Source organism: Thermomonas sp. XSG (assembly GCF_014678725.1).
Taxonomy (GTDB): Bacteria; Pseudomonadota; Gammaproteobacteria; order Xanthomonadales; family Xanthomonadaceae; genus Thermomonas.
Map to the genome: position 1 here is coordinate 2525163 of NZ_CP061497.1, position 19917 is coordinate 2545079.

The following is a 19917-nucleotide window of genomic DNA, read 5'->3' on the forward strand; positions in this document are numbered from 1 at the left end:
TCCGCGCGGGTACAACGGGAGTCGCGTGCCGCTGGCCGTATCGGCGCGCAGCATGTTTCCTCCCGGTACCTCCATGCCCGCTGCCGAGTTCCACGCACCGCTTCCCGCACCACCACCGCTGTCCGCCGACTGGGCGCTGTTCCTGGACGTGGACGGCTGCCTGCTTGAATTCGAGGAGGATCCCGACCGCGTGCGCGCACCGGCATCGCTGTCGGTGCAGCTCGCGGCGGTGTCGCGACGGCTTGGCGGCGCGCTGGCGCTGGTCAGCGGACGCGGCATCGCCGGCGTCGACCGGGTGTTCGCGCCGGCGCGGTTCCCGGTTGGCGGTCTGCACGGGTTGGAGCGGCGCGGTGCGCCGATGCCGGATGCGGATACCGGCGCCGCGATCGATCCCGCCACGTGGGGCGGCTTGATCGCCGATGCGCGCGTCTGGATGGCCACGCATCCGCTGGCGCGGGTAGAGGACAAGGGACGGGCGCTGGCGCTGCACTGGCGCGCCGATGCGTCGGCGGAGGCGCGCGCGCGCGCGTTTGCATCAACGGCATTGGCCGCGCTGCCGGGCTACCGGTTGCAGCCGGGCGACTGCGTGCTGGAACTGCGGCCGGAGGGCGCGGACAAAGGTGCGGCGATTGCCGCGTTCCTGGACGAGCCGCCGTTCGCCGGGCGGCGGCCGGTATTCGCCGGCGATGACCTGACCGACGAACACGGCTTCGCGCTGGTCAACCGGCGCGACGGCATCAGCATCGTGGTCGGCGACCGTCGGCCGACGCTGGCGACGCACTGGCTGGCCAATCCGGCCGCCGTGCGTCGTTGGTTGGAGGAGGTGGCATGAACAACGACCGCCCACCCGTGCACACGCTCGACCTGGGCGTGGTCGGCAATGGCAGCTTCGCGGCGCTCATCGATGCGCGGGCGCGGGTGGTCTGGGGCTGCCTGCCCGCGTTCGATGGCGATCCTGCGTTCTGCGCGCTGCTGTCGCCGCGTCAACACCCCGGCGGCGACTTCGCCATCGAACTGGAAGATTTCGAGCGCGCCGAGCAGCACTACATCGCCAATACCGCGGTGCTGCGCACGGTGCTGCACGACAGTCGCGGCGGCTCGGTGGAGATCCTCGACTTCGCCCCCCGCTGGCGCCAGAACGGGCGGTTCTACCGGCCGGTGTCGCTGCTCCGCCGGCTCACCCCGCTGGCCGGCACGCCGCGCATCCGCGTGCGCGCACGGCCGCTGGCGGACTGGGGGGCACGCGTCCCGGACAGTACCTGGGGCAGCAACCACATCCGCTGGCTGCTGCCGCAGATGACCCTGCGGCTGACCACCGACGTGCCGGTCCGCTTCGTCCGCGAACAGCTGCCGTTCGTGTTGAACCACCGTCTGCACCTCGTGCTGGGGCCGGACGAGCCGCTGGCGCGCTCGATCGACGGCTACGTGGAGGAAGCGCTGAACCGCACCCTGGACTACTGGCGCGAATGGGTGCGCTACCTGTCCATCCCGCTGGAGTGGCAGGACGCGGTGATCCGCAGCGCCATTACTCTGAAGCTGTGCCAGTACGAGGACAGCGGCGCGATCATCGCGGCGATGACCACCTCGATCCCGGAGGCGCCGGGGTCGTCGCGCAACTGGGACTACCGCTATTGCTGGCTGCGCGACGCGGCCTTCGTGGTGCGCGTGCTCAACCGGCTGGGCGCGACCCGCAGCATGGAGGAGTTCCTGCGCTACATCTTCGACATCGCCACCCACGACGGCAGCCTGCAGCCGCTGTATGGGATCGCCTTCGAGACCGCGCTGCACGAGGAGGAAGTGGCGTCCCTGGACGGGTACCGCGGCTGCGGCCCGGTGCGGCGCGGCAACCTGGCCTGGCTGCAGAAGCAGCACGACGTGTACGGCAGCGTGGTGCTGGCGACCACCCAGCTGTTCTTCGACCAGCGCCTGGCCGACCCCGGCGACATCGCCACCTTCGCCCGGCTGGAGCCGCTGGGCGAGCGCGCGTTCGCCCTGCACGACGTGCCCGACGCCGGGCTTTGGGAGTTCCGCGGCCGCGCCGAGGTGCATACCTACACCGCCGCGATGTGCTGGGCGGCCTGCGACCGGCTGGCGCGTGTGGCGGCGAAACTGGGCCTGGCCGAACGCTCGGGGTACTGGCGCGAACGCGCGGAAATCGTCCGTGCCCGCGTGCTGGCGCGCGCATGGCGCGAAGATGTCGGCTGGTTCAGCGCCTCCTTCGACAGCACCTACCTGGACGCCTCATTGCTGCTGCTGGCCGACATCGGCCTGCTGCCGGCGGAGGACCCGCGCTACGTCGCCACGGTGGAGGCGATCGGGCGCGAGCTCAAGCGCGGCGACGGGCTGTTCCGCTACGTCGCGGCGGACGACTTCGGCGTGCCGGAAACCAGCTTCACCATCTGCATGTTCTGGTACATCGACGCGCTGGCGGCGATCGGCCGGCACGACGAGGCGCGGCAACTGTTCGAGCGCGTGCTGGCGCGCCGCAACCACCTCGGCCTGCTGTCGGAGGACATGGCGTTCGAGGATGGCGAGGCCTGGGGCAACTTCCCGCAGGCGTATTCGCACGTCGGGCTGATCATGGCGGCGATGCGCCTGTCGCGGCCGTGGACGGAGGCGCTGTGAGCCGGCTGGTGGTGGTCTCCAACCGGGTCGCGCTGCCGGGCGAAAGCGCGCCAGGCGGGTTGGCGGTGGGGCTGCAGGCGGCGCTGGCGGCGCGCGGCGGGCTGTGGTTCGGGTGGAGCGGCAAGACCGCGCGCGAGGACAGCGGTGCGCTGCACGAACAGCGGGATGGCGAGATCCGCTACGTCACGCTCGACCTGTCGCGGCAGGACGTGGCCGCCTACTACAACGGCTTCTCCAACCGCACGCTGTGGCCACTGCTGCATTTCCGCCTGGACCTGGTGGACTACGCGCGCGAAACCCGCGCCGGCTACCGCCGCGTCAACGCGCTGTTCGCCGACCGGCTGGCGCCGCTGCTGCGCGACGACGACACCGTGTGGATTCACGACTACCACCTGATCCCGCTGGCCGCGATGCTGCGCGAACGCGGGGTGGGCTGCAGGATGGGCTTCTTCCTGCACGTGCCGATGCCGTCGGCGGACATCGCCGCCTCGTTGCCGGACCACGCCCAGCTGTTCGGCGCGCTGTTCGCGCACGACCTGGTGGGTTTCCAGACGCAGCGTGATGCCGAACGGTTCCGCAGCTACGCGCGGCTGTTCGGCGGCGCGACCCTCGTCGGTGACGACGGCCTGCGCCTGCCCGACGGGCGCAGCGTCTGCGTCGGTGCCTTCCCCATCGGCATCGATGCCGCGCGCATCGCCGGGCAGGCCCGGGCGGCCGCCGGCAAGCCGGCCGTGCGCCAGCTGCAGGCCAGCCTGAGCGGCCGCAAGCTCGCCATCGGTGTGGACCGGCTGGACTATTCCAAGGGGCTGCCCGAGCGCTTCCGCGGCTTCGCGCGCTACCTCGAACGCTACCCGCAGGAGCGCGGGCGGCTGACCTTCCTGCAGATCGCGCCGGTGTCGCGCGGCGAAGTGCAGGAGTACCGCCTGCTGCGCGACCAGCTGGAAGGCATCGCCGGGCACATCAACGGCACCCATGCCGACCCCGAATGGACCCCGCTGCGCTACGTCAACCGCAACTTCGCCCATGCCACCCTGACCGGGTTCTACCGGCTGGCCGCGATCGGCGTGGTCACGCCGCTGCGCGACGGCATGAACCTGGTGGCGAAGGAATACGTGGCTGCGCAGGACCCCCAGAACCCGGGCGTGCTGCTGCTGTCGATGTTTGCCGGTGCCGCCGCCGAGCTGGAGCAGGGCGCGCTGCTGGTGAACCCCTACGACCTGGACGGCGTGGCCGATGCCTTCGCACGTGCCGCGGCGATGCCGCTGGCGGAGCGGCGCGAACGCTGGCAGTCGATGATGGCGCCGGTGTCACGCTACGACATCCACGCCTGGTGCGAGGACTTCCTCGCCGCGCTGCGCAGCTGAAGGTGCCTAGGAGGCGCTAGCGGCCCTGCCCGGCGCGGCGCTGCTGCTTGTCGTCGCGCACCTTGTCGGCAGCGATCATGTTGCGTGCGCCGACGATCATTTCCGTCATCCACGCTTCCAGCACCTCGGTGTACTGGCGCTGCGCAGGCTTGCCGCTGAAGCCGTGGTCGGCCCCTGGGATCAGGCGCCGGGTCAGCGAGCGTGCCGAATGGAAGGCGCGTGCGTAGTTGTCGATGACCGGCTGCGGCACGATCTCGTCGTGTTCGGCCTGCACCAGCAGGACATCGCCGGTGAAGCCGGCACAGGCACGCAGGGCGCGGTTGTCGTCCGCGTCCACCTCGCGGCGCCGGTAGCGGAACAGCTCCGGGTCATCGTGCAGGCGCGCCTTCGGCTGGTCCCAGTCGCGATCCAGGTACAGCGCCGGGGAACGCAGCGCCAGCCAGCGCACCGGACGCAGTTGCGACAGCAGCGCAGCCAGGTATCCGCCGTAGCTCACGCCGACGAGGGCGACGGCGCCGGCATCGACCTGCGGCTGTGCGACCAGCCAGTCGTAGGTAGCGCAGAGGTCGTGCAGGTTCTGCGCGCGGGTGATGGTTTCCTTGCGGGTGGCGTTGGCCCGGTGGCCGCGCAGGTCGAAGGTCAGGCAGACGCTGCCCAGGCCGGCCAGCAGCTTGGCGCGGCTGAGATCCTGTTCCTGGTTGCCGCCCCAGCCATGCACGAACAGGATGCCGGGCAGTTCCGGCCGCGGCGCCAGCACGGTGGCGTCCACCGCGTCCCCGGGTTCGACCGCCAGCGAGAATCGGTTGAGGTGTATGTCCATCGCCGGTTCGGAGGCAGGTCGCCGCGTGCGGGTCACTTCGCCCCGAGGGGGGCCACGTAGTCCAGGCAGGTGGCGCCCGCCTCGGCCATCGCCTCGCGCATCGGCGCCAGCTGCGACTCTGCGATATCGACCAGCACCAGGATCCGTCCGGCCTCGATCTCGCCTTCGAACTGCTGGCGCACCGGGTCGGGCAGGGCGGCGCCCATCAGTGCCGACGACCAGCCGCCCATCAGCGCGCCGACTACGCCGATGGCCGCGGCGCCGGCGAGGGTGACGCCGAGAGGGGTGAATGCCACCGCGGCCAGGCCGGCCAGAAGGCCGGTCGCACCGCCCAGCCCCATGCCCCGCACGGCAGCCGGCACCGTGTCGGTATCGGCTTCCTTGAGCGAGTCCGGGATGCGTTCGAGTTCGATGTCGGCGCGTGCCACCAGCGAGATCGCGTCGTTGCCGATCCCGCGCATGTGCAGCGCGGCGATGGTTGCGCGTGCATGCGCCATGTCGCGCGTGCTGTAGACGTGTCGGTGCTTCATCGGCGTCTCCCTGCCATGCGGATTCCGAAACATGCGCCGCAAGCGGTGAAGGCGATGTCAGCCGCAGCGCATGCCGCACGTTCCGGGGCAGGCTGGTGCTGCGCCGATCGGGAACACCCTTGCCTGCGGTGGCAGGTGCGTCGGCCCAGCGCGCAGATGGTGTCTGGAGCGTAGGGGCGCCGAGCAGCCACCTCGCGCAAGGCTGGCGGGAAAAAGGAAACCCGCCACGCCATGCAGGCGCGGCGGGTTTCCCTCGGAAGGCCCGGGGCGGGGTGGCGGTGGTTACTGCGGCAGGCCCGGCTTCGACACTTCGCTGACCACCTCAGCGGTGGCGGCGTCCTTGCCCGCCCGTGCCAGATCGGCGATCGACACGATCCCGGACAGGCGGCCGTCGTCATCCACGATCGGCACGCGGCGGATCTTCGCGGACTCCATCAGCTGGGTGCATTCCTCCACGCTGGTGTTCGCATTCACCGTCTTGCATGGCGCGGTCATCGCATCGCCCGCGATGCTGGAGGCTTCGAAGTGACCCGCGGCGACGATGCGCACGGCGACGTCGCGGTCGGTCACGAAGCCCAGCGGCTTGCCCTCCATGTCGACTACCGGAATGCCCCCGCAATCGTGATCGACCATCAGCCTTGCCACCGCGTCCAGGGGTGTGTCGATGCGGCAGAAGGCGGGGTTGCTGGTCATGAGGGAACTGACGTTCTGCATGGAGGTGCTCCTGGTCGATGGGCGGGCCAGAATCGCGCGGTCCGGGTTGCATCGACGTGAACATCGCGCGCGCAGCCGCCATGCATTCAGCGGGGCTTGCGTCACGCGCAATTTCGGCGTGAAGGCGCTGCGCACTGGTGCACCGGATTCACGCGGCCGGGCGGAGCGGCAAGCGGCACCGGTTCAATGCGCAGGAAGCGCGCGAGGTTGGGCGCAAGGGCGGCCATGCGGTCACCAGCAATCTTCGCCCTGCGGCCAGGATCGACGGCAGTGGCGGCAATGCGCGCGCAACCGAAGCCGTGGCGGCGCTCTTCGATCACGCATTGATCCTGCCTACACGTCCGCAGGATTACAACCGGTTCTCCCACCCCCACAGGAGATACACCATGGCCAAGCAGGCAGAGAGCAGCCAGGTCCACGAACTGTTGTTGCAGGCACTGGAAACGGAACGTGGCGGCATCCAGATCTATACCGCCGCCATCGAGGCTGCGCAGAACGACGACCTGCGCAAGGAATGGGAGCACTACCTCGAGCAGACCACCAACCACGAACGCATCCTGACCGACGTGTTCGCGCAGTTGGGCATGGACACCGAGGAGATGAGCCCCGGCCGTGAAGTGGTAGCGGGGCTGGGCGCCGCGCTGGTGGATTCGATCAAGGCCGCGATCGCGACCGCCGATCCGGCCGCCGCCGAGATCGTCGCCGCCGAGTGCGTGGTGCTGGCCGAAAACAAGGACCACATGAACTGGGAACTGATCGGCAAGGTGGGCGAAACCCGCTTCGCCGGGGCCAAGGTGCTGAAGCAGGCCTACGAGGAAGTGGAGAACGAGGAAGACGAGCACCTCTACCACACCAAGGGTTGGTGCCGCGAGCTGTGGATCCAGGCCTTGGGCATGCCGGCGGTGCTGCCGCCGCCGGAAGAAGTGAAGAAGGTGAAGACCGCCATCGGCGCGGCGCGGGCGGAACACGCGCGCGACGAGATGATGTGATGCCGCGGGCGTGAGCCTCGTCGAATACCGGCGCAAGCGCGAGTTCTCGCGGACGCGGGAACCCGCGCCCGGCCGGGTCCGTGTCCCCGGCGATCGCGCGATCTTCGTGGTCCAGTTGCACCACGCCTCGCGCCGGCATTACGACTTCCGCCTGCAGGTGGGTGGCGTGCTGAAGAGCTGGGCGGTGCCGAAGGGGCCCAGCTTCGACCCTGCGGTCAAGCGGATGGCAGTGGAGGTCGAGGACCATCCGCTGGATTACGCGGGCTTCGAGGGCGACATCCCCAAAGGCCAGTACGGCGGCGGCCACGTCGCCCGGTTCGATGCCGGCTACTGGTCCACCGACGGCGATGCGCAGGCGCAGCTGGCCAAGGGTCATCTGCGCTTCGAGCTGTTCGGTGACAAGCTCAAGGGCGGATGGCACCTGGTGCGTTCCGGCAAGCCGGGGCGGCAGGTGCAGTGGCTGCTGTTCAAGGACAAGGACGTCCACGCGGGCACGCTGGAAGCGGATGACCTGCTCGGTGATGTCACGTCGGCGCCGGCCGCCGACGTGCAGCGCGCCGGTGCGGGGAAGCGCGAAAAAGCGCAGCGCACCGCGGCGCCGCCGGCAAAGGCACGGCGCCGACGAGACTGGTCGAAGCGCGCGCTGCAGTTGCCCGGGGCGAGCAAGGCGCGGTTCCACGGCGGCTTCTTCGCGCCGCAGCTGGCCCAGCTGGGCGATGCGCCGCCGGACGGCCCGGCGTGGCTGCATGAACTCAAATGGGATGGCTACCGGCTGCTGGTCGCGGTGGTCGACGGCAAGGCGCGGCTGTATTCCCGCAACGCGCTGGACTGGACACCTAAACTGCCGGACATTGTTGCCGCCATCGAGGCGCTGAAGCTGGGCCATGCCGCGCTGGACGGCGAGCTGATTGCCGGCAGCGGCACCAAGGCCGACTTCAACCTGCTCCAGGCCACCCTGTCCGGGGAAAAGAACGCCAGCCTTTCGCTGGTGCTGTTCGACCTGCTGCACCTGGATGGCGTGGACATCTCCGCGGCGCCGCTGCTCCAGCGCAAGGCGCTGCTGGAGACGGTGCTGGGGACGCCGCCACCACACCTCGCCTACAGCTCGCACGTGCTGGGCGAGGGCGTGCACGCCTGGCAGCTGGCCGGTGAACAGGGGTTCGAAGGCATCGTCTCCAAGCGCGCCGACCGCGGCCACCATGCGGGACGCTCGCCGGAATGGCGCAAGACCAAGCATGTCCACGCCGACGAGTTCGCGGTGGTGGGCTTCAGCGCGCCGAAGGGCAGCCGCGTCGGCATCGGGGCGCTGCTGCTGGCCACGCCGGAAGGCCGGGGTTGGCGTTACGTCGGCCGGCTCGGCAGTGGTTTCAGCGATGCCTTGCTGCGCCAGCTGGCAACGACGCTGGGCGAAGGGCAGCCCGAACCGACCGCACGGGTGGAGGTGGCGGATCCGGCCCTGCGTCGCGCGCGCTGGGTGGCGCCGCAGATGGTGGTGGAGGCCTACTATCGCGGCATCGGCGGCAATGGCCTGCTGCGGCAGGCGTCGCTGAAGGCGGTGCGTTCCGACAAATCCGCGTCCGACCTGCGCGACAGCGACCGCGCACCGGCTGCCAGGAGGAAGGGCAAGGCGATGGCCAGCAAACCGGCAACCGACGAAATCGTCGTCACCCACCCGGAGCGGGTGGTGTTTCCCGATGCCGGCATCCGCAAGGGGGAGGTGTTCGACTACTACCGCGACATGCTGCCTTGGCTGCTGCCGGAGGTCGTCGATCGACCGCTGTCGATCGTGCGCTGCCCGCAAGGAGCGGCGCGCCCGTGCTTCTTCCAGAAGCACACCGGCGCCGGCATGCAGCACGTGGACAGCCTGCGCCTGCGCGAGGAGTCCGGCGCGGAAGAGGACTACCTGGTGGTGCGCGATGCCGCCGGCCTGCTGGAACTGGTGCAGTTCAACGCGCTGGAATTCCATCCCTGGGGCGCGCAGGCCGCCGGCGCCGACCTTGCCGATCGCCTGGTGTTCGACCTTGATCCCGGCCCCGACGTTGCGTGGCGGGAGGTCGTCGCCGCGGCGCGCACGCTGCGCAGGCGCTTGCAGGAGCTCGGTCTGCAAAGCTGGCTGCGCACCTCCGGCGGCAAGGGCCTGCACGTGGTGGTGCCGCTGCGCCCGGCGTGCCCGTGGGAGCAGGCGAAGACGTTCGCGCATGGCTTCGCCGACGCGCTGGCCGCTGCCGAACCACTGAAGTTCGTCGCCACCGCGGCCAAGCGGCTGCGCAAGGGCCGGATCTTCGTGGACTACCTGCGCAACGGCCGCGGTGCCACCAGCGTGGCCTCGTTCTCGCTGCGCGCGCGTGCCGGCGCGCCGGTCGCCATGCCGATCCGCTGGGAGGAACTGGGGCGGGTGAAGAGCCCCGCGCAGTTCAACCTGCGCAACGCTCCGGCGCGGATGCGGCGGCTGCGTTCGCACCCATGGGCGGGCATCGACGAGGTGGAGCAGGACCTGTCCGGGATCGTCGGTCCCGGCTGAGGGTCAGACACCTGTCTGCGAACAGCGGCGCCCTCCGCTGTGCGTTCGGTGATGCCGTTCCTGTCTGATCCGGGCTGCCGACCCGTATTAACGGAAGAATCTGCATGCGAATGAAAAATCTTCGCTGAACCGGCACTGCCGGCCGAGGTGGCGCGTGCATGGATGGTGTGATGATGCCTGTTCAGGGGAGAACGGCAAGGATGGGACGCACATGCGCGATCTTCTTGGACTCCGCGTTTTGGTGGTGGAACCGGACAGGACATTGGCCTGCGTGTTGGCTGACGCCCTGACCTTGGCGGGCGCGAGCGTGGTGGCGATGTGCTCGGATCTGGCCGAGGCCGCGCGCTCCCGCTGCATCGAGGCGCCGCAGGCGCTGGTGGTGGGCACGCGCCCCAATCACGATCCGGAAGCCACCGTGCAGTCCGCCCGGGGATGGGGGTTGCCGTTCCTGCTGACCTGTGACCGGCCCGTGTCGGTGGGCGGTACGCACAATGCGCGCTGCCTGATCAAACCGTTCTGCTACCACGAGCTGGTGGAGGGGTTGATCGGTTGTGCATCCGGCGAGGGCGCTCCGTGAACCTTTCTTGCGCGGCGCATGGTGAGGCGCTGATGCCACTGATGCCCGGCGTCCGGCAGCTGCTTCGAGTTGAAACCGGAGCTTGCAGGCAGGTGGTGCCCGGCGATGGTGGCGCGGAGCATGGCGCGGTCGCCTTGGCATGACTGCCGTGCCCTCGCATTCAAGGACGCGTGCGCGCTGAGCTTCACTGGAGGGTGGCGCCAGACGCCGCCGGCGCCTGCACGACATGAATCCGCAGCGATACGCTCGGGTGCGGTTCAGCTGCGTGAGCAAATCCGGAAGGGGCCTTAACCACCCCGATGCAGAATTGCTTCCATGGTCGAGGCAATGGCGAGAATCCTGATCGTCGACGACGATCCAGACTTTGGTGAGTGCACGGCGGCCTTGGCCGCGCGGCAGGGCTGCGAGGTGATCCTGGCGCCCACGCTGGCGAAGGCGCGGGCAGCGCTGGCCAGCCCGATGGACCTCATTCTGCTGGACCTGCACCTGCCCGATGGCAGCGGGCTGGACCTGCTGCAGGACATCGACCTTGCCCAGCAGGGCAAGATCGTGGTGCTGACCGGCCACCCCTGCCTAGACACAGCGCGCCGCGCCGTGTCCGAGCCGATCGTGGAATACCTGCTCAAGCCGTTGCCGGCGGAGGAGTTGACCGCGATGTTCGCGCACGCCGCGGAGACTGCGCATGGACTGGCCACCGACCACCAGCTGATGCGGACCGGCCTGCTGGGGCGTTCGCGCCCGTTGCGTGAGGCAGTGGCGGCGCTGCTGCGGATCGCACCGACGGATGTATCGGTGCTGTTGACCGGCGAGAGCGGCACCGGCAAGGAGCTGGCGGCGAAGACCCTGCACGAGGCCAGCGGCAACACGGGCGCATTCGTTGCCCTGAACTGCGGCGCAGTGCCCGCCGAGCTGCTCGCAAGCCAGCTGTTCGGGCACGAGCGTGGCAGCTTCACCGGCGCGATGAGCCGCCATGTCGGCGTGTTCGAGCAGGCCGAGAACGGCACGTTGTTCCTGGACGAGATCGCGGAGATGCCGCCCCAACTGCAGGTGTATCTGCTGCGGGTGCTGGAAACCGGCTGCATCACCCGCGTCGGCGGGACCGAGAGCATCCGCGTGCCAGTGCGGGTGGTGGCGGCGACCAACCGCGACCCGCTGGAAGCGGTGGCCGAAGGCCGATTGCGCGAGGATCTCTACTACCGCTTGGCCGACATCGGCATCCATATGCCGCCGCTGCGCGACCGCGGCGAAGATGTGTTGCTGCTGGCGCGCGCCTTCATCGACCGGCTCAACGCCCGCTACGGGCAGCGCAAGCGGCTTGCGCCCGCTTGCGAGAAGACGCTGATGCGGCACCTGTGGCCCGGCAACGTGCGCGAGTTGCGCAGCGCCGTGCAGCGTGCCTACCTGCTCGAGCCGGGCAACCAGGTGGTGGTGGGGCCGGTGTCGGCACAGGCGCCGGTACTGCGCGAGACCGATACCAGCATCGTGTTCAGCGTCGGCACCAAGATGGCGGAAATGGAGCGTCGCATGCTGCTGAAAACGCTGTCGCACTTCGACAACGACAAGACCGCGGCCGCGCGCGCACTGGGCATCAGCGTGCGCACGGTGCACAACCACCTCGCGCGGATCGCCGCCGACGAGGGACGCCCGGGATGCGGCGAAGCGGCGGCATGAGCGGATTGTCCGAGGCTGCGGAGCGCGACCACGCGCTTCGCAATGCGTGGAACGTGCTGGAACTGTCCTTGTCCATCGCCCGCGATGCGCTGGAGCAGGACGATGCCGCACGCGCCGCGGAATTCATCGCCCGGGCCGAGCACGCCAGCCTGCAATGCCGGCGGTTGCTCTATGCGCCGCTGGCCGCGGCCGGGGATCATCGTGCGGCCTGACGGAACTGCATCAAGCGGAAGGAGTTGCCTGCGTGCTGTCCGCATGGCAACACCGGAAGCCGCATGGGAGCACGCTTGCGTGGATGGCACGGCATTTGCGTAGTGATTGGGGCGGGCCGTCGTGGCCCGCGCCATTCGCAATCACGAGGAGGACACCGTGCGCAATTCCATTCCCGGCGGACATTCGACCACGACCGGTACCGGCGAACTGAAGGCGGTCGCGAGGGCGGCGTGGGATGTGGGCGCGCATGCCCTGCACGTGGCGGGCGATTGGCTGGACAACATGAGGACATCCAGGATGAGCAATCGCAACCAGGACAACCAGGGACAGGACGTGCGCGGGCAGGCCGGCTATCGCAATGGCAGTCGATCAAGCGGGCGATCCCTGTATTACGGGCAGTACGGCGAATACGCGTCCGCCAACACCCGTGACGACTTTGCCCAGCGGCACGCCCCGTGGCGTGAACAGGGCCTGGGCAGCGGCGATTATCCCTATGACGACCATGGCCGCCGCGCCGAGGCGATCCGCGGTGGCTACGGTATGGATGAAGCCGAGCGCACCTACGGCCGCGAGCAGGAGCGCGGCAGCGGGTTCGGCAGCAGCCAGCAGTACGAAGACATGCGCGGTATCGGCAGCACCGGTGCTACCGGCTACGAAGGTGCCTACGGCCAGCGCGACCCCTCGCAGGGCGGCTATGCGCAGCAGGGGTACGGACAGGGCCGCTATCCGCAGCAGGGCTTCGGCCATGTGCAGGGTCGTGGTTACGGTCAGGACTACAGCCAGGAAAGTCGTGCGCAACAGGGCTACGCCCACGCCGGGGGCCGCGGCGACAGCCAGCCGGGCTACAGCCATGGCGGCTATGCACAGCAGAGCTATGCACAGGGCAGCTACCCGCAGCAGGGTGGTTATCCATCGTCCCAGCAGGGCCATGTGTACGGCCGTGGATACGGATACGGGTCAGGCGAGCAGGGCGGGATGCGTTCCGGCTACGGCGGGCGGGAGCGCCAGTACGATCAGGGCCGCAGCTTCCAGAGCCGGCGCGGACTGGGGCCCAGCAGCTATACGCGCAGCGACGAGCGCATCCGCGAGGATCTCAACGAGCGGCTGATGGACGATGACCTTGTCGACGCCCGCAACATCACCGTGGAGGTGCAGAACGGTACCGTGAACCTGAGTGGCAGCGTCGACGAACGCTGGGAGAAGCATCGCGTCGAGGACATCGCCGACGCCTGTGGCGGCGTGCGCGAGGTGCGCAACAACATCCGCGTCGGCTCCGGTACCACGCCGCCGTCTCCGCAGTCCGACATGCGCACGTCAGCCACCACCGGCAGCGGGAACAAGAATGGTGGTGCGGCGAAGTCCTCCGGCACGAGTACTGGATCGGGTTCGCTTTCCTGACGGCAGTCGTGGTGGTGGGTTGCGCCCGGCTGCGAGAGCGCTGGCTGCGGGGTACTGCCGACGACGTTGCGCTTCGTGATCGGCCACGCCCTGTCCAACCGGGGCGTGGTTTTTCCGCCGTCAGAGCGTGCGATGCGAATGTCGGTGCTGGCGTGCAGAGTGCCCGGGGGAACCGGATATGCAGCTTGAATGCCGCGGTGAACACAGGCGGTGCCGCGTGAAAACGCTGTCCACCGGGCGCCTTGCAGAATGCATTGGCGTGGAAGGCGTTGCGCAACCCTGATCCGAGGCCGGCGCAGGCTTGCACGGCCGCCACTCCCGCGAACCATCGAGCAAAGGACAGCCATGAACAGGAATCTGGACGAAGCGCTTGAGGACAGTTTCCCGGCAAGCGATCCTCCGGCATTCACCACGTCGTCGACCGCCACCGCGGCATCCGATGTGCTGCCCGCCAGCAAGGACGATGCCGCCAGGGACGGCAGGATCCACGTTTACCGCATCGTGGAGGACAGGAAGTCCGCCCAGGCCTTCAGCGGCACCGATGGCGTCGCTGAAGGGCGCTGGACCTCGCGCGCAGGCCAGGTCATCTATACATCGATGTCGCCGGCTGGCGCCATGCTCGAGTTCATGGCCCACCTCGAGGGCCGCACGCCAGAGGCGCTGGTGATGGCGGTGGCCAGCCTGCCGGTGGACGATGTGCTCGTGCAGGCCGAACTGCTGGACGATTGGGACCAGCGTCCCTACCGCGCGCACGTGCAGGCCATCGGCGATGCCTGGCGCGCGGCCGGCAAGTCGCTGGCGCTGCGGGTGCCGAGCGCGCTGTGCCCCGACGAATGCAACATCCTCATCAATCCAGAACATCCGCATTTCGCGCACCTGGTGGTGGTCCGGCTGCATCCGGTCACCGTCGATGAACGCATCCGCACCTGAATCCAAGCGCAAGGAGGCGCCCATGGCCGGTTTCCGCCGGTTCGCCCAGACCACGTCCCGCTGGGCGGGAAATCCCATCGCCTTCGGCATTGCCGCGACCATGGTCCTGGTCTGGGCGGTGTCCGGACCGATGTTCGACTACTCCGCCGAATGGCAGCTGGTGATCAATACCGGCACAACCATCGTCACCTTCCTGATGGTGTTCCTGATCCAGAACGCGCAGAACCGCGATACCGAAGCGATCCAGATCAAGCTGGACGAGCTGATCCGCGCGGTAAAGGACGCCGACAACGCGATGATGGACCTGGGGCGGATGGAAGAGGCCGAGCTGGAAGCGCTGCGCGAGTACTACGAGCGGCTTGGACGCGATGCCGGCTGCGCACTGGAGAAGCGGCGCGGACACGAGCGGAAGTGACGCCCGGGCGGACGCCTTCTTCACGGCGCGTCGGGCACCGTCTACGCAAACGGATGAAACAGGCGATGCAGCCATGAGCAGCCGAGCAGACACCACCGCGCGCCGCCAGCGCCAGTTGCAGGCCGAGGCGGACGCCGCGCCCCGCAGGAAGGCCGCAAAAAAGGCCGGCGGCAAGAAGAAGGCCGTGCAGGCCGGCGCGCGGCGGCAGCCCCAGAACCCGATGCCGGCGCAGCACCTGCGCAAGCCCGGCAGCGAGGCCGAGCTGGAACTGCAGCCGCGCTGGCAGGCGCCGGATTACGTCGGCAGCGGCAAGCTGGAGGGCATGGCCGCGCTGGTGACAGGTGGCGATTCCGGCATCGGCCGCGCGGTGGCGGTGCTGTACGCGCGGGAAGGCGCGGACGTGGCGATCCTCTACCTGAGCGAACACGAAGATGCCGAGCGCACCCGCAAGGCGGTGGAAACCGAGGGGCGCCGCTGCATCGCCATTGCCGGCGACGTGCGCGACAGTGCCTTTTGCGCGCGCGCGGTCGACGAGGTGCGCAAGACGTTCGGCCGGCTCGACGTGCTGGTCAACAATGCCGCGTTCCAGCTGCACGCCGATCGCATCGAAGACATCGACGATGCGCGCCTGCAGGAAACCCTGCAGACCAATATCGCCGGCTATTTCCACATGGCACGCGCGGCCGTCCCGCACCTGCCACGGGGTGGCAGCATCATCAATACCGGTTCGGAAACCGGGCTGTTCGGCAGTCCTAAGCTGCTGGACTATTCGGCCACCAAGGGCGCGATCCATGCCTGGACCAAGTCGCTGGCCAGCCACCTGCTGGAACGCGGCATCCGGGTGAACTGCGTGGCGCCCGGGCCGGTGTGGACGCCGCTCAATCCCGCCGACAAGCCGGCGGAGGACGTGGCGAAGTTCGGCGAGGACAGCGACATGGGCCGGCCGGCGCAGCCGGAGGAGATTTCTCCCGCCTACGTGTTTCTGGCCTCGCCGGTCACCGCCTCGTACGTCAACGGCGTGGTCCTGCCGGTGATGGGCGGGCCGCGCGGCTGACGCGGGGGACGACGATGCCACGCCCGATCTGGTCCGGTTCGCTGTCCTTCGGCCTGCTCAATATCCCGGTGCAGCTGATGGCCGGCACCCGCGGCACCGACCTGTCATTCCGCATGCTGGATGCGCGCGACAAATCGCCGATCCGCTACGAGCGCGTCAACGCCGAAACCGGCGAGGAAGTGCCGTGGAAGGAGATCGTCAAGGCATTCGAATACGACAAGGGCAGTTACGTGGTGCTGGAGCAGGAGGATATCCGCTCGGCCGCGCCTGAAAGCCACGATGCCATCGAGGTGGAGGCGTTCGTCGACGTGGAGGCGATCGGCCCGCAGTATTTCGAGAAACCCTACGTGCTGGTGCCTGCGAAGAAGGCGGAGAAGGGCTACGTACTGCTGCGCGAAACCCTCAAGCGCACCGGCCGCATCGGGATCGCCCGCATCGTGATCCGCAGCAGGGAGAACCTGTGCGCGCTGTTGCCGCAAGGCGATGCGCTGCTGCTGGTGATGATGCGCTACCCGCAGGAGCTGGTGGATGTCGGCGATTACGCCATTCCCGCCGGGCAGGCTGGCGACTACCGGGTCAGCCCGCGCGAGCTGGAGATGGCCGAGGCGCTGATCGCCTCCATGGAAAGCGACTGGAAGCCGGAAGCCTACAAGGACGAGTTCCGCGCCCGCCTGCAGAAGGTGATCGAGAAGCGCATCAAGGCCAAGGGCGGCAAGGTCCGCAAGCCGCTGGACGAGCCCGCGCTGCGCGACGACGACGCCACCAACGTGGTCGACTTCATGTCGCTGCTGCAGAAGAGCATCGACGCCAAACGGCGCACGCCGGCAACCAGGGCCGCCAAACCGGCAAAAGCGGACAAGCCGGCGAAGGCGGCGAAGGCGGCGAAGGCCGCCAAGACGGCCAGGAAGGCCGCGCCCGCAAAGCCCAAGCCGGCCAAGCGCGCGGCCAGGACCAAGGTGGCGCGCTGAAGCGTCGCTGCACGGAGCAGGAGCGTCCATGCACAGCGCATGGACCTGCGCCTGCTGGGCACAGCGGGTCAAGGCGTGGCAGTGGTTATCCGGCGCATGCCGAAGGCGGCGCGATGCAGTGCTATCCAAGCATCCGCGGCTTGCGCCGCTGCGCGCGCAGGAAACGCAGCGTCGCGGCTTCCCACTGGCGTTCTCCGATTGCGCCGCGTGCGTAGCGGGCCAGCGTCGCAGCGCGCCAAGCCGGGAACACGCAAGGATCGATGTAGGCGCTGCGGCACACCGCCCGGGTATTGCCCAGCGTCGCCGCCACCTGTTCCACCACCGCGTTTTCCAACGCTGTCAGGCTGCGTTCGCTGTCGCCTGCTTCCGCACCGTCCTCCGGCAGCGCAGTGGTCGCCAGCGCGCGGAACGCCAGTGCGGTGGCGCCCCAGGTGCGGAAGTCCTTGGCCGAGAAATCCTCCCCCATCGCGGCCTGCAGCCAGCGGTTGACGTCTGCCGAGCTGACCGGATGGCAGCTGCCGGCTTCGACGTACTGGAACAGGTGCTGGCCGGGGAGCTGCTGGCAGCGCCGGACCAGCCGGACCAGGCGAGCATCCGTCAGCGGCACCTCCTGCGACTTGCCCGATTTGCCGCGGAAGCGGAAGCGCAGCCCGCCGCTGCGCATCGCCTGCACGTGCCGGTTGCGCAGCGTGGTCAGGCCGTACGAGCGGTTGCTGGCCGCATATTCGGCGTTGCCGATGCGGATCAGCGTGGTGGCCATCACCGCCACCACCATCGCCACCACCTTGTCCTTCGGCAGGCCAGGTCCGGCCAATGCCCGCCGCAGCGCCCGCCGCAGTCGCGGCAGCGCTGCGCCGAACGCGACGATGCGTTCGTGCTTGTCGTGCCGGCTGCGGCGGATCCATGCCGGGTGGTAGCGGTACTGCTTGCGGCCCTTGGCGTCGCGCCCGGTGGCCTGCACATGGCCGCGCGGATCGCGGCAGATCCACACGTCCGTCCATGCCGGCGGAATGGCGAGTGCACGGATGCGTGCCAGGGTGGCGGCATCGCGGACGCGTTGGCCGCCGGGGCCGACATAGTGGAAGCGTGTGCGTCCGCAGCGGCGGATGCCCGGCAGGTCGTCGCTGACATAGTGCAGGCGCGCGTCGCGGTGTGTATCCCGGTGCCTGCGTGCCTTGTCCCGGGTGGGTTTGCCACGCCGGTTCCGTGTGGGCGCGCGGGCGGGGGCGGGGCGGCCGCTCATCCGCGTCCAAGCCCGAAGGGGGCGCGCCGGCCGCGGCTTGTCGCCACCTCGGCGCCGCAGGTGTACCGCAGCAGGTGCATGGCCGCTTGCTGGAGCGCCGGCGTGCGCGCAGCCGTGCAGTCGCCCGGTACCCACAGCCTGTAGCCCCGCATGTGTGCGTCCAAGGCGGTGGCCAGCACGCAGGAATCGGTGGCGATGCCGGTGATCGCCAGCTGTTCCACGCCCAGCTGTTGCAGCAGGATCGGCAGTGCGGTGGCGCGGAAGGCGGAGTGCTTCGGCTTCAGCAGGTGGAAGTGTCCGGCTTCCGGTGCCAAGCCTTCCGCCAGCTGCGCCGATGCCCCGCCGCGTTCGCGGCAGGACGCCACCAGTTCCGCAAAGCCGCCCTGCCAGCGCGTCCAGTTGTCGTTGGCATAGACCACCGGGCAGCCGGCGGCGTCGAAGCGGCCGCGCAGTGCCCGCAACGGCGCGCAGATCGCCCTAGCCGCAGCCGCAAGCGGGCGCGCACCTTCGAAGGCGAAGTGGTTGATGACATCGACGATGAGCAGCGCGGGCCCGGCCATGGGCAAGACGCTCGCACGCGGTCCGTCAACGCGGCTTGAAACCCGCCCGCCGTGCGGATCTGGCGGAATGCCGGCGTTTGGGATACAAATGTATCCTATGGCCAGTCTTCCTCCCCGCCGCGCAGCCGTCCTCGGCTTCATCCGTGACCGCGTGGCCGGCCACGGCCAGCCGCCGACCCTGGCCGAGATCGCTGCCGCCTGCGGGCTGGCGACGCGTGCATCCGCGCGGAAGCACGTGCTGGCGCTGGCCGAAGCCGGGCTGGTGGAAGTCACCCCCGGGCAGGCGCGCGGCATCCGCCCGGCCGGGATGCGGGCGCGCGCCGACCTCCTGCGAGTGCCGGTGCTGGGCCGGGTGGCGGCGGGCGTGCCGATCGGCGCCGATGCCGGGCTGGCCGACACCCTGACCCTGGATACCCGGCTGTTTTCGGCCACGCCGGACTATCTGCTGCGGGTGCAGGGCGATTCGATGATCGAAGACGGCATCCTCGATGGCGACCTGGTCGGGGTGAAGCGCACCCCGGAGGCCCGCGACGGGCAGGTGGTGGTGGTGCGGCTGGACGGTGAGCTGACCATCAAGCGGCTGGCGCGCGCCGCGGGCACGCTGTGCCTGCTGCCGCGCAATCCGGCCTATGCGCCGATCGAAGTCCAGCCGGGGCAGGATTTCGCGGTCGAAGGCGTGTTCTGCGGCCTGGTCCGGCGGGGATGACATGGGCGCGGTGGTTGCGATCGATGCGCTGCTGCACCAGCGGCGCGTCTGGAAGGGACAGCCGGCACCGTTGCCGCCGAGCGCACAGCCCACCGGGCATGCCGCGCTGGACGCGGCGCTGCCCACCGGTGGCTGGCCGGAGGCGGCGCTGAGCGAGCTACTGATCCCGGTAGACGGGGTGGGTGAGCTGCAATTGCTGTGGCCGGCGCTGGCGCGGCTGTCGCAGGCCGGCGAACGCATCGTGCTGGTGGCGCCGCCCTACATCCCGTTCGCGCCGGCCTGGCAGGCAGCGGGAATCGAATTGCGCCAGCTGCAGGTGGTCGAGGCCGGGTCGCCCCGTGATGCCCTGTGGGCGGCCGAACAGTGCCTGCGTTCGGGCAGCTGCGGCGCGGTGCTGTGCTGGCCGCTGGCCGCCGACGACCGCGCGCTGCGGCGGCTGCAGGTGGCCGCAGAATCGGGGCGCACTCTGGCGTTCGCAATCCGGCCGCTCACCGCCGCGCGCAATCCCTCGCCGGCGGCGCTGCGCATCGCCATCGACGCGCGCCCGGCGCAGCTGCGCGTGCTCAAGTGCCGCGGCGGGTTGGCACCGCCGCGGCCGATCCCGCTTGCAGGCTAGGCC

Annotated in this window: 21 protein-coding genes; 15 read left to right on the forward strand and 6 right to left on the reverse strand. The window is 69.4% G+C overall.

Annotation, left to right across the window (positions count from 1 at the left end):
* Positions 1-73 precede the first annotated feature (73 nt).
* The 3 genes from otsB to otsA are packed head-to-tail and all read left to right on the forward strand — an operon-like array spanning position 74 to position 3989.
* Positions 74-832, forward strand: coding sequence for a trehalose-phosphatase (otsB, locus tag ICG51_RS11855; protein ID WP_190280553.1), 759 nt, complete (start codon positions 74-76; stop codon positions 830-832).
* Positions 829-2625 (forward strand): glycoside hydrolase family 15 protein, encoded by a 1797-nt coding sequence (locus ICG51_RS11860; protein WP_190280554.1) that lies wholly within the window; start codon positions 829-831, stop codon positions 2623-2625. The genes otsB and ICG51_RS11860 overlap by 4 nt, the downstream gene beginning before the upstream one ends.
* Positions 2622-3989 (forward strand): alpha,alpha-trehalose-phosphate synthase (UDP-forming), encoded by a 1368-nt coding sequence (gene otsA, locus ICG51_RS11865; protein ID WP_190280555.1) that lies wholly within the window; start codon positions 2622-2624, stop codon positions 3987-3989. Before ICG51_RS11860 ends, otsA begins: the two co-directional genes overlap by 4 nt.
* 16 nt (positions 3990-4005) lie before the next feature.
* On the opposite strand, the gene ICG51_RS11870 is transcribed toward otsA, so the two are convergent.
* The 4 genes from ICG51_RS11870 to ICG51_RS11885 all read right to left on the reverse strand — a co-directional run bounded on the left by ICG51_RS11870 (position 4006) and on the right by ICG51_RS11885 (position 6373).
* On the reverse strand, positions 4006-4809 hold the full coding sequence (locus ICG51_RS11870; RefSeq protein ID WP_190280556.1) for an alpha/beta hydrolase: 804 nt from the start codon (positions 4807-4809) through the stop codon (positions 4006-4008).
* A 32-nt stretch (positions 4810-4841) separates the two neighbouring features.
* The gene (locus ICG51_RS11875; protein ID WP_190280557.1) at positions 4842-5339 is read right to left on the reverse strand and encodes a hypothetical protein; all 498 of its coding nucleotides are present in this window, start codon (positions 5337-5339) and stop codon (positions 4842-4844) included.
* 282 nt (positions 5340-5621) lie between these two features.
* Entirely contained in the window at positions 5622-6053 is a 432-nt protein-coding gene (locus ICG51_RS11880; RefSeq protein WP_223809444.1) for a CBS domain-containing protein, read from the reverse strand.
* A gap of 101 nt (positions 6054-6154) precedes the next feature.
* Positions 6155-6373 carry a hypothetical protein gene (locus ICG51_RS11885; RefSeq protein ID WP_190280558.1) on the reverse strand — a complete coding sequence of 73 codons (219 nt, stop codon included), beginning with the start codon at positions 6371-6373 and terminating at the stop codon, positions 6155-6157.
* Between the two features lie 66 nt (positions 6374-6439).
* On the opposite strand from ICG51_RS11885, the gene ICG51_RS11890 reads away from it, so the two are divergent.
* The 10 genes from ICG51_RS11890 (at position 6440) to ICG51_RS11935 (ending at position 16789) form a co-directional block, all read left to right on the forward strand.
* Entirely contained in the window at positions 6440-7042 is a 603-nt protein-coding gene (locus ICG51_RS11890; RefSeq protein ID WP_190280559.1) for a DUF892 family protein, read from the forward strand.
* Between the two features lie 10 nt (positions 7043-7052).
* Positions 7053-9563 (forward strand): DNA ligase D, encoded by a 2511-nt coding sequence (gene ligD, locus ICG51_RS11895; protein ID WP_190280560.1) that lies wholly within the window; start codon positions 7053-7055, stop codon positions 9561-9563.
* Positions 9564-9774: 211 nt separating this feature from the next.
* Complete coding sequence (locus ICG51_RS11900) at positions 9775-10140, forward strand: response regulator (protein ID WP_190280561.1); 366 nt, start codon at positions 9775-9777, stop codon at positions 10138-10140.
* Between the two features lie 327 nt (positions 10141-10467).
* Positions 10468-11811 (forward strand): sigma-54 dependent transcriptional regulator, encoded by a 1344-nt coding sequence (locus tag ICG51_RS11905; RefSeq protein ID WP_190280562.1) that lies wholly within the window; start codon positions 10468-10470, stop codon positions 11809-11811.
* Positions 11808-12023, forward strand: a complete 216-nt coding sequence (locus ICG51_RS11910) for a hypothetical protein (RefSeq protein ID WP_190280563.1) — start codon at positions 11808-11810, stop codon at positions 12021-12023. The genes ICG51_RS11905 and ICG51_RS11910 overlap by 4 nt, the downstream gene beginning before the upstream one ends.
* Before the next feature lie 298 nt (positions 12024-12321).
* Positions 12322-13422 (forward strand): BON domain-containing protein, encoded by a 1101-nt coding sequence (locus ICG51_RS11915; protein WP_190280564.1) that lies wholly within the window; start codon positions 12322-12324, stop codon positions 13420-13422.
* A 345-nt stretch (positions 13423-13767) separates the two neighbouring features.
* Positions 13768-14352: an RES family NAD+ phosphorylase gene (locus tag ICG51_RS11920; protein WP_190280565.1), complete on the forward strand. Its 585-nt coding sequence runs from the start codon at positions 13768-13770 to the stop codon at positions 14350-14352.
* A gap of 22 nt (positions 14353-14374) precedes the next feature.
* Positions 14375-14767: a low affinity iron permease family protein gene (locus tag ICG51_RS11925; RefSeq protein ID WP_190280566.1), complete on the forward strand. Its 393-nt coding sequence runs from the start codon at positions 14375-14377 to the stop codon at positions 14765-14767.
* A 73-nt stretch (positions 14768-14840) separates the two neighbouring features.
* Positions 14841-15821, forward strand: a complete 981-nt coding sequence (locus ICG51_RS11930) for an SDR family oxidoreductase (protein ID WP_223809445.1) — start codon at positions 14841-14843, stop codon at positions 15819-15821.
* Between the two features lie 14 nt (positions 15822-15835).
* The gene (locus ICG51_RS11935) at positions 15836-16789 is read left to right on the forward strand and encodes a Ku protein (RefSeq protein ID WP_190280568.1); all 954 of its coding nucleotides are present in this window, start codon (positions 15836-15838) and stop codon (positions 16787-16789) included.
* Positions 16790-16910: 121 nt separating this feature from the next.
* Here the strand turns inward: ICG51_RS11935 and ICG51_RS11940 are convergent, their stop codons facing one another.
* Together ICG51_RS11940 and ICG51_RS11945 are read right to left on the reverse strand one after the other, a co-directional pair.
* Positions 16911-18032: a DNA topoisomerase IB gene (locus ICG51_RS11940; protein WP_190280569.1), complete on the reverse strand. Its 1122-nt coding sequence runs from the start codon at positions 18030-18032 to the stop codon at positions 16911-16913.
* Positions 18029-18592 (reverse strand): isochorismatase family cysteine hydrolase, encoded by a 564-nt coding sequence (locus ICG51_RS11945; protein ID WP_190280570.1) that lies wholly within the window; start codon positions 18590-18592, stop codon positions 18029-18031. Before ICG51_RS11945 ends, ICG51_RS11940 begins: the two co-directional genes overlap by 4 nt.
* A 97-nt stretch (positions 18593-18689) precedes the next feature.
* Here ICG51_RS11945 and lexA point away from each other — a divergent pair, with 97 nt between their 5' ends.
* Both lexA and imuA read left to right on the forward strand, forming a co-directional pair.
* Positions 18690-19298, forward strand: coding sequence for a transcriptional repressor LexA (gene lexA, locus ICG51_RS11950; RefSeq protein WP_223809446.1), 609 nt, complete (start codon positions 18690-18692; stop codon positions 19296-19298).
* Between the two features lies 1 nt (position 19299).
* Positions 19300-19914 (forward strand): translesion DNA synthesis-associated protein ImuA, encoded by a 615-nt coding sequence (imuA, locus tag ICG51_RS11955; RefSeq protein WP_190280572.1) that lies wholly within the window; start codon positions 19300-19302, stop codon positions 19912-19914.
* Positions 19915-19917: the final 3 nt, after the last annotated feature.

Bases quoted from the DNA above. Each gene is read 5' to 3' on its own strand.
- otsB (WP_190280553.1), top strand. From the start codon at position 74: ATGCCCGCTGCCGAGTTCCACGCACCGCTTCCCGCACCACCACCGCTG.
- ICG51_RS11860 (WP_190280554.1), top strand. From the start codon at position 829: ATGAACAACGACCGCCCACCCGTGCACACGCTCGACCTGGGCGTGGTC.
- ICG51_RS11870 (WP_190280556.1), bottom strand. From the start codon at position 4,809: ATGGACATACACCTCAACCGATTCTCGCTGGCGGTCGAACCCGGGGAC.
- ICG51_RS11875 (WP_190280557.1), bottom strand. From the start codon at position 5,339: ATGAAGCACCGACACGTCTACAGCACGCGCGACATGGCGCATGCACGC.
- ICG51_RS11880 (WP_223809444.1), bottom strand. From the start codon at position 6,053: ATGCAGAACGTCAGTTCCCTCATGACCAGCAACCCCGCCTTCTGCCGC.
- ICG51_RS11890 (WP_190280559.1), top strand. From the start codon at position 6,440: ATGGCCAAGCAGGCAGAGAGCAGCCAGGTCCACGAACTGTTGTTGCAG.
- ICG51_RS11900 (WP_190280561.1), top strand. From the start codon at position 9,775: ATGCGCGATCTTCTTGGACTCCGCGTTTTGGTGGTGGAACCGGACAGG.
- ICG51_RS11905 (WP_190280562.1), top strand. From the start codon at position 10,468: ATGGCGAGAATCCTGATCGTCGACGACGATCCAGACTTTGGTGAGTGC.
- ICG51_RS11910 (WP_190280563.1), top strand. From the start codon at position 11,808: ATGAGCGGATTGTCCGAGGCTGCGGAGCGCGACCACGCGCTTCGCAAT.
- ICG51_RS11915 (WP_190280564.1), top strand. From the start codon at position 12,322: ATGAGCAATCGCAACCAGGACAACCAGGGACAGGACGTGCGCGGGCAG.
- ICG51_RS11920 (WP_190280565.1), top strand. From the start codon at position 13,768: ATGAACAGGAATCTGGACGAAGCGCTTGAGGACAGTTTCCCGGCAAGC.
- ICG51_RS11925 (WP_190280566.1), top strand. From the start codon at position 14,375: ATGGCCGGTTTCCGCCGGTTCGCCCAGACCACGTCCCGCTGGGCGGGA.
- ICG51_RS11930 (WP_223809445.1), top strand. From the start codon at position 14,841: ATGAGCAGCCGAGCAGACACCACCGCGCGCCGCCAGCGCCAGTTGCAG.
- ICG51_RS11935 (WP_190280568.1), top strand. From the start codon at position 15,836: ATGCCACGCCCGATCTGGTCCGGTTCGCTGTCCTTCGGCCTGCTCAAT.
- ICG51_RS11940 (WP_190280569.1), bottom strand. From the start codon at position 18,032: ATGAGCGGCCGCCCCGCCCCCGCCCGCGCGCCCACACGGAACCGGCGT.
- ICG51_RS11945 (WP_190280570.1), bottom strand. From the start codon at position 18,592: ATGGCCGGGCCCGCGCTGCTCATCGTCGATGTCATCAACCACTTCGCC.
- lexA (WP_223809446.1), top strand. From the start codon at position 18,690: ATGGCCAGTCTTCCTCCCCGCCGCGCAGCCGTCCTCGGCTTCATCCGT.
- imuA (WP_190280572.1), top strand. From the start codon at position 19,300: ATGGGCGCGGTGGTTGCGATCGATGCGCTGCTGCACCAGCGGCGCGTC.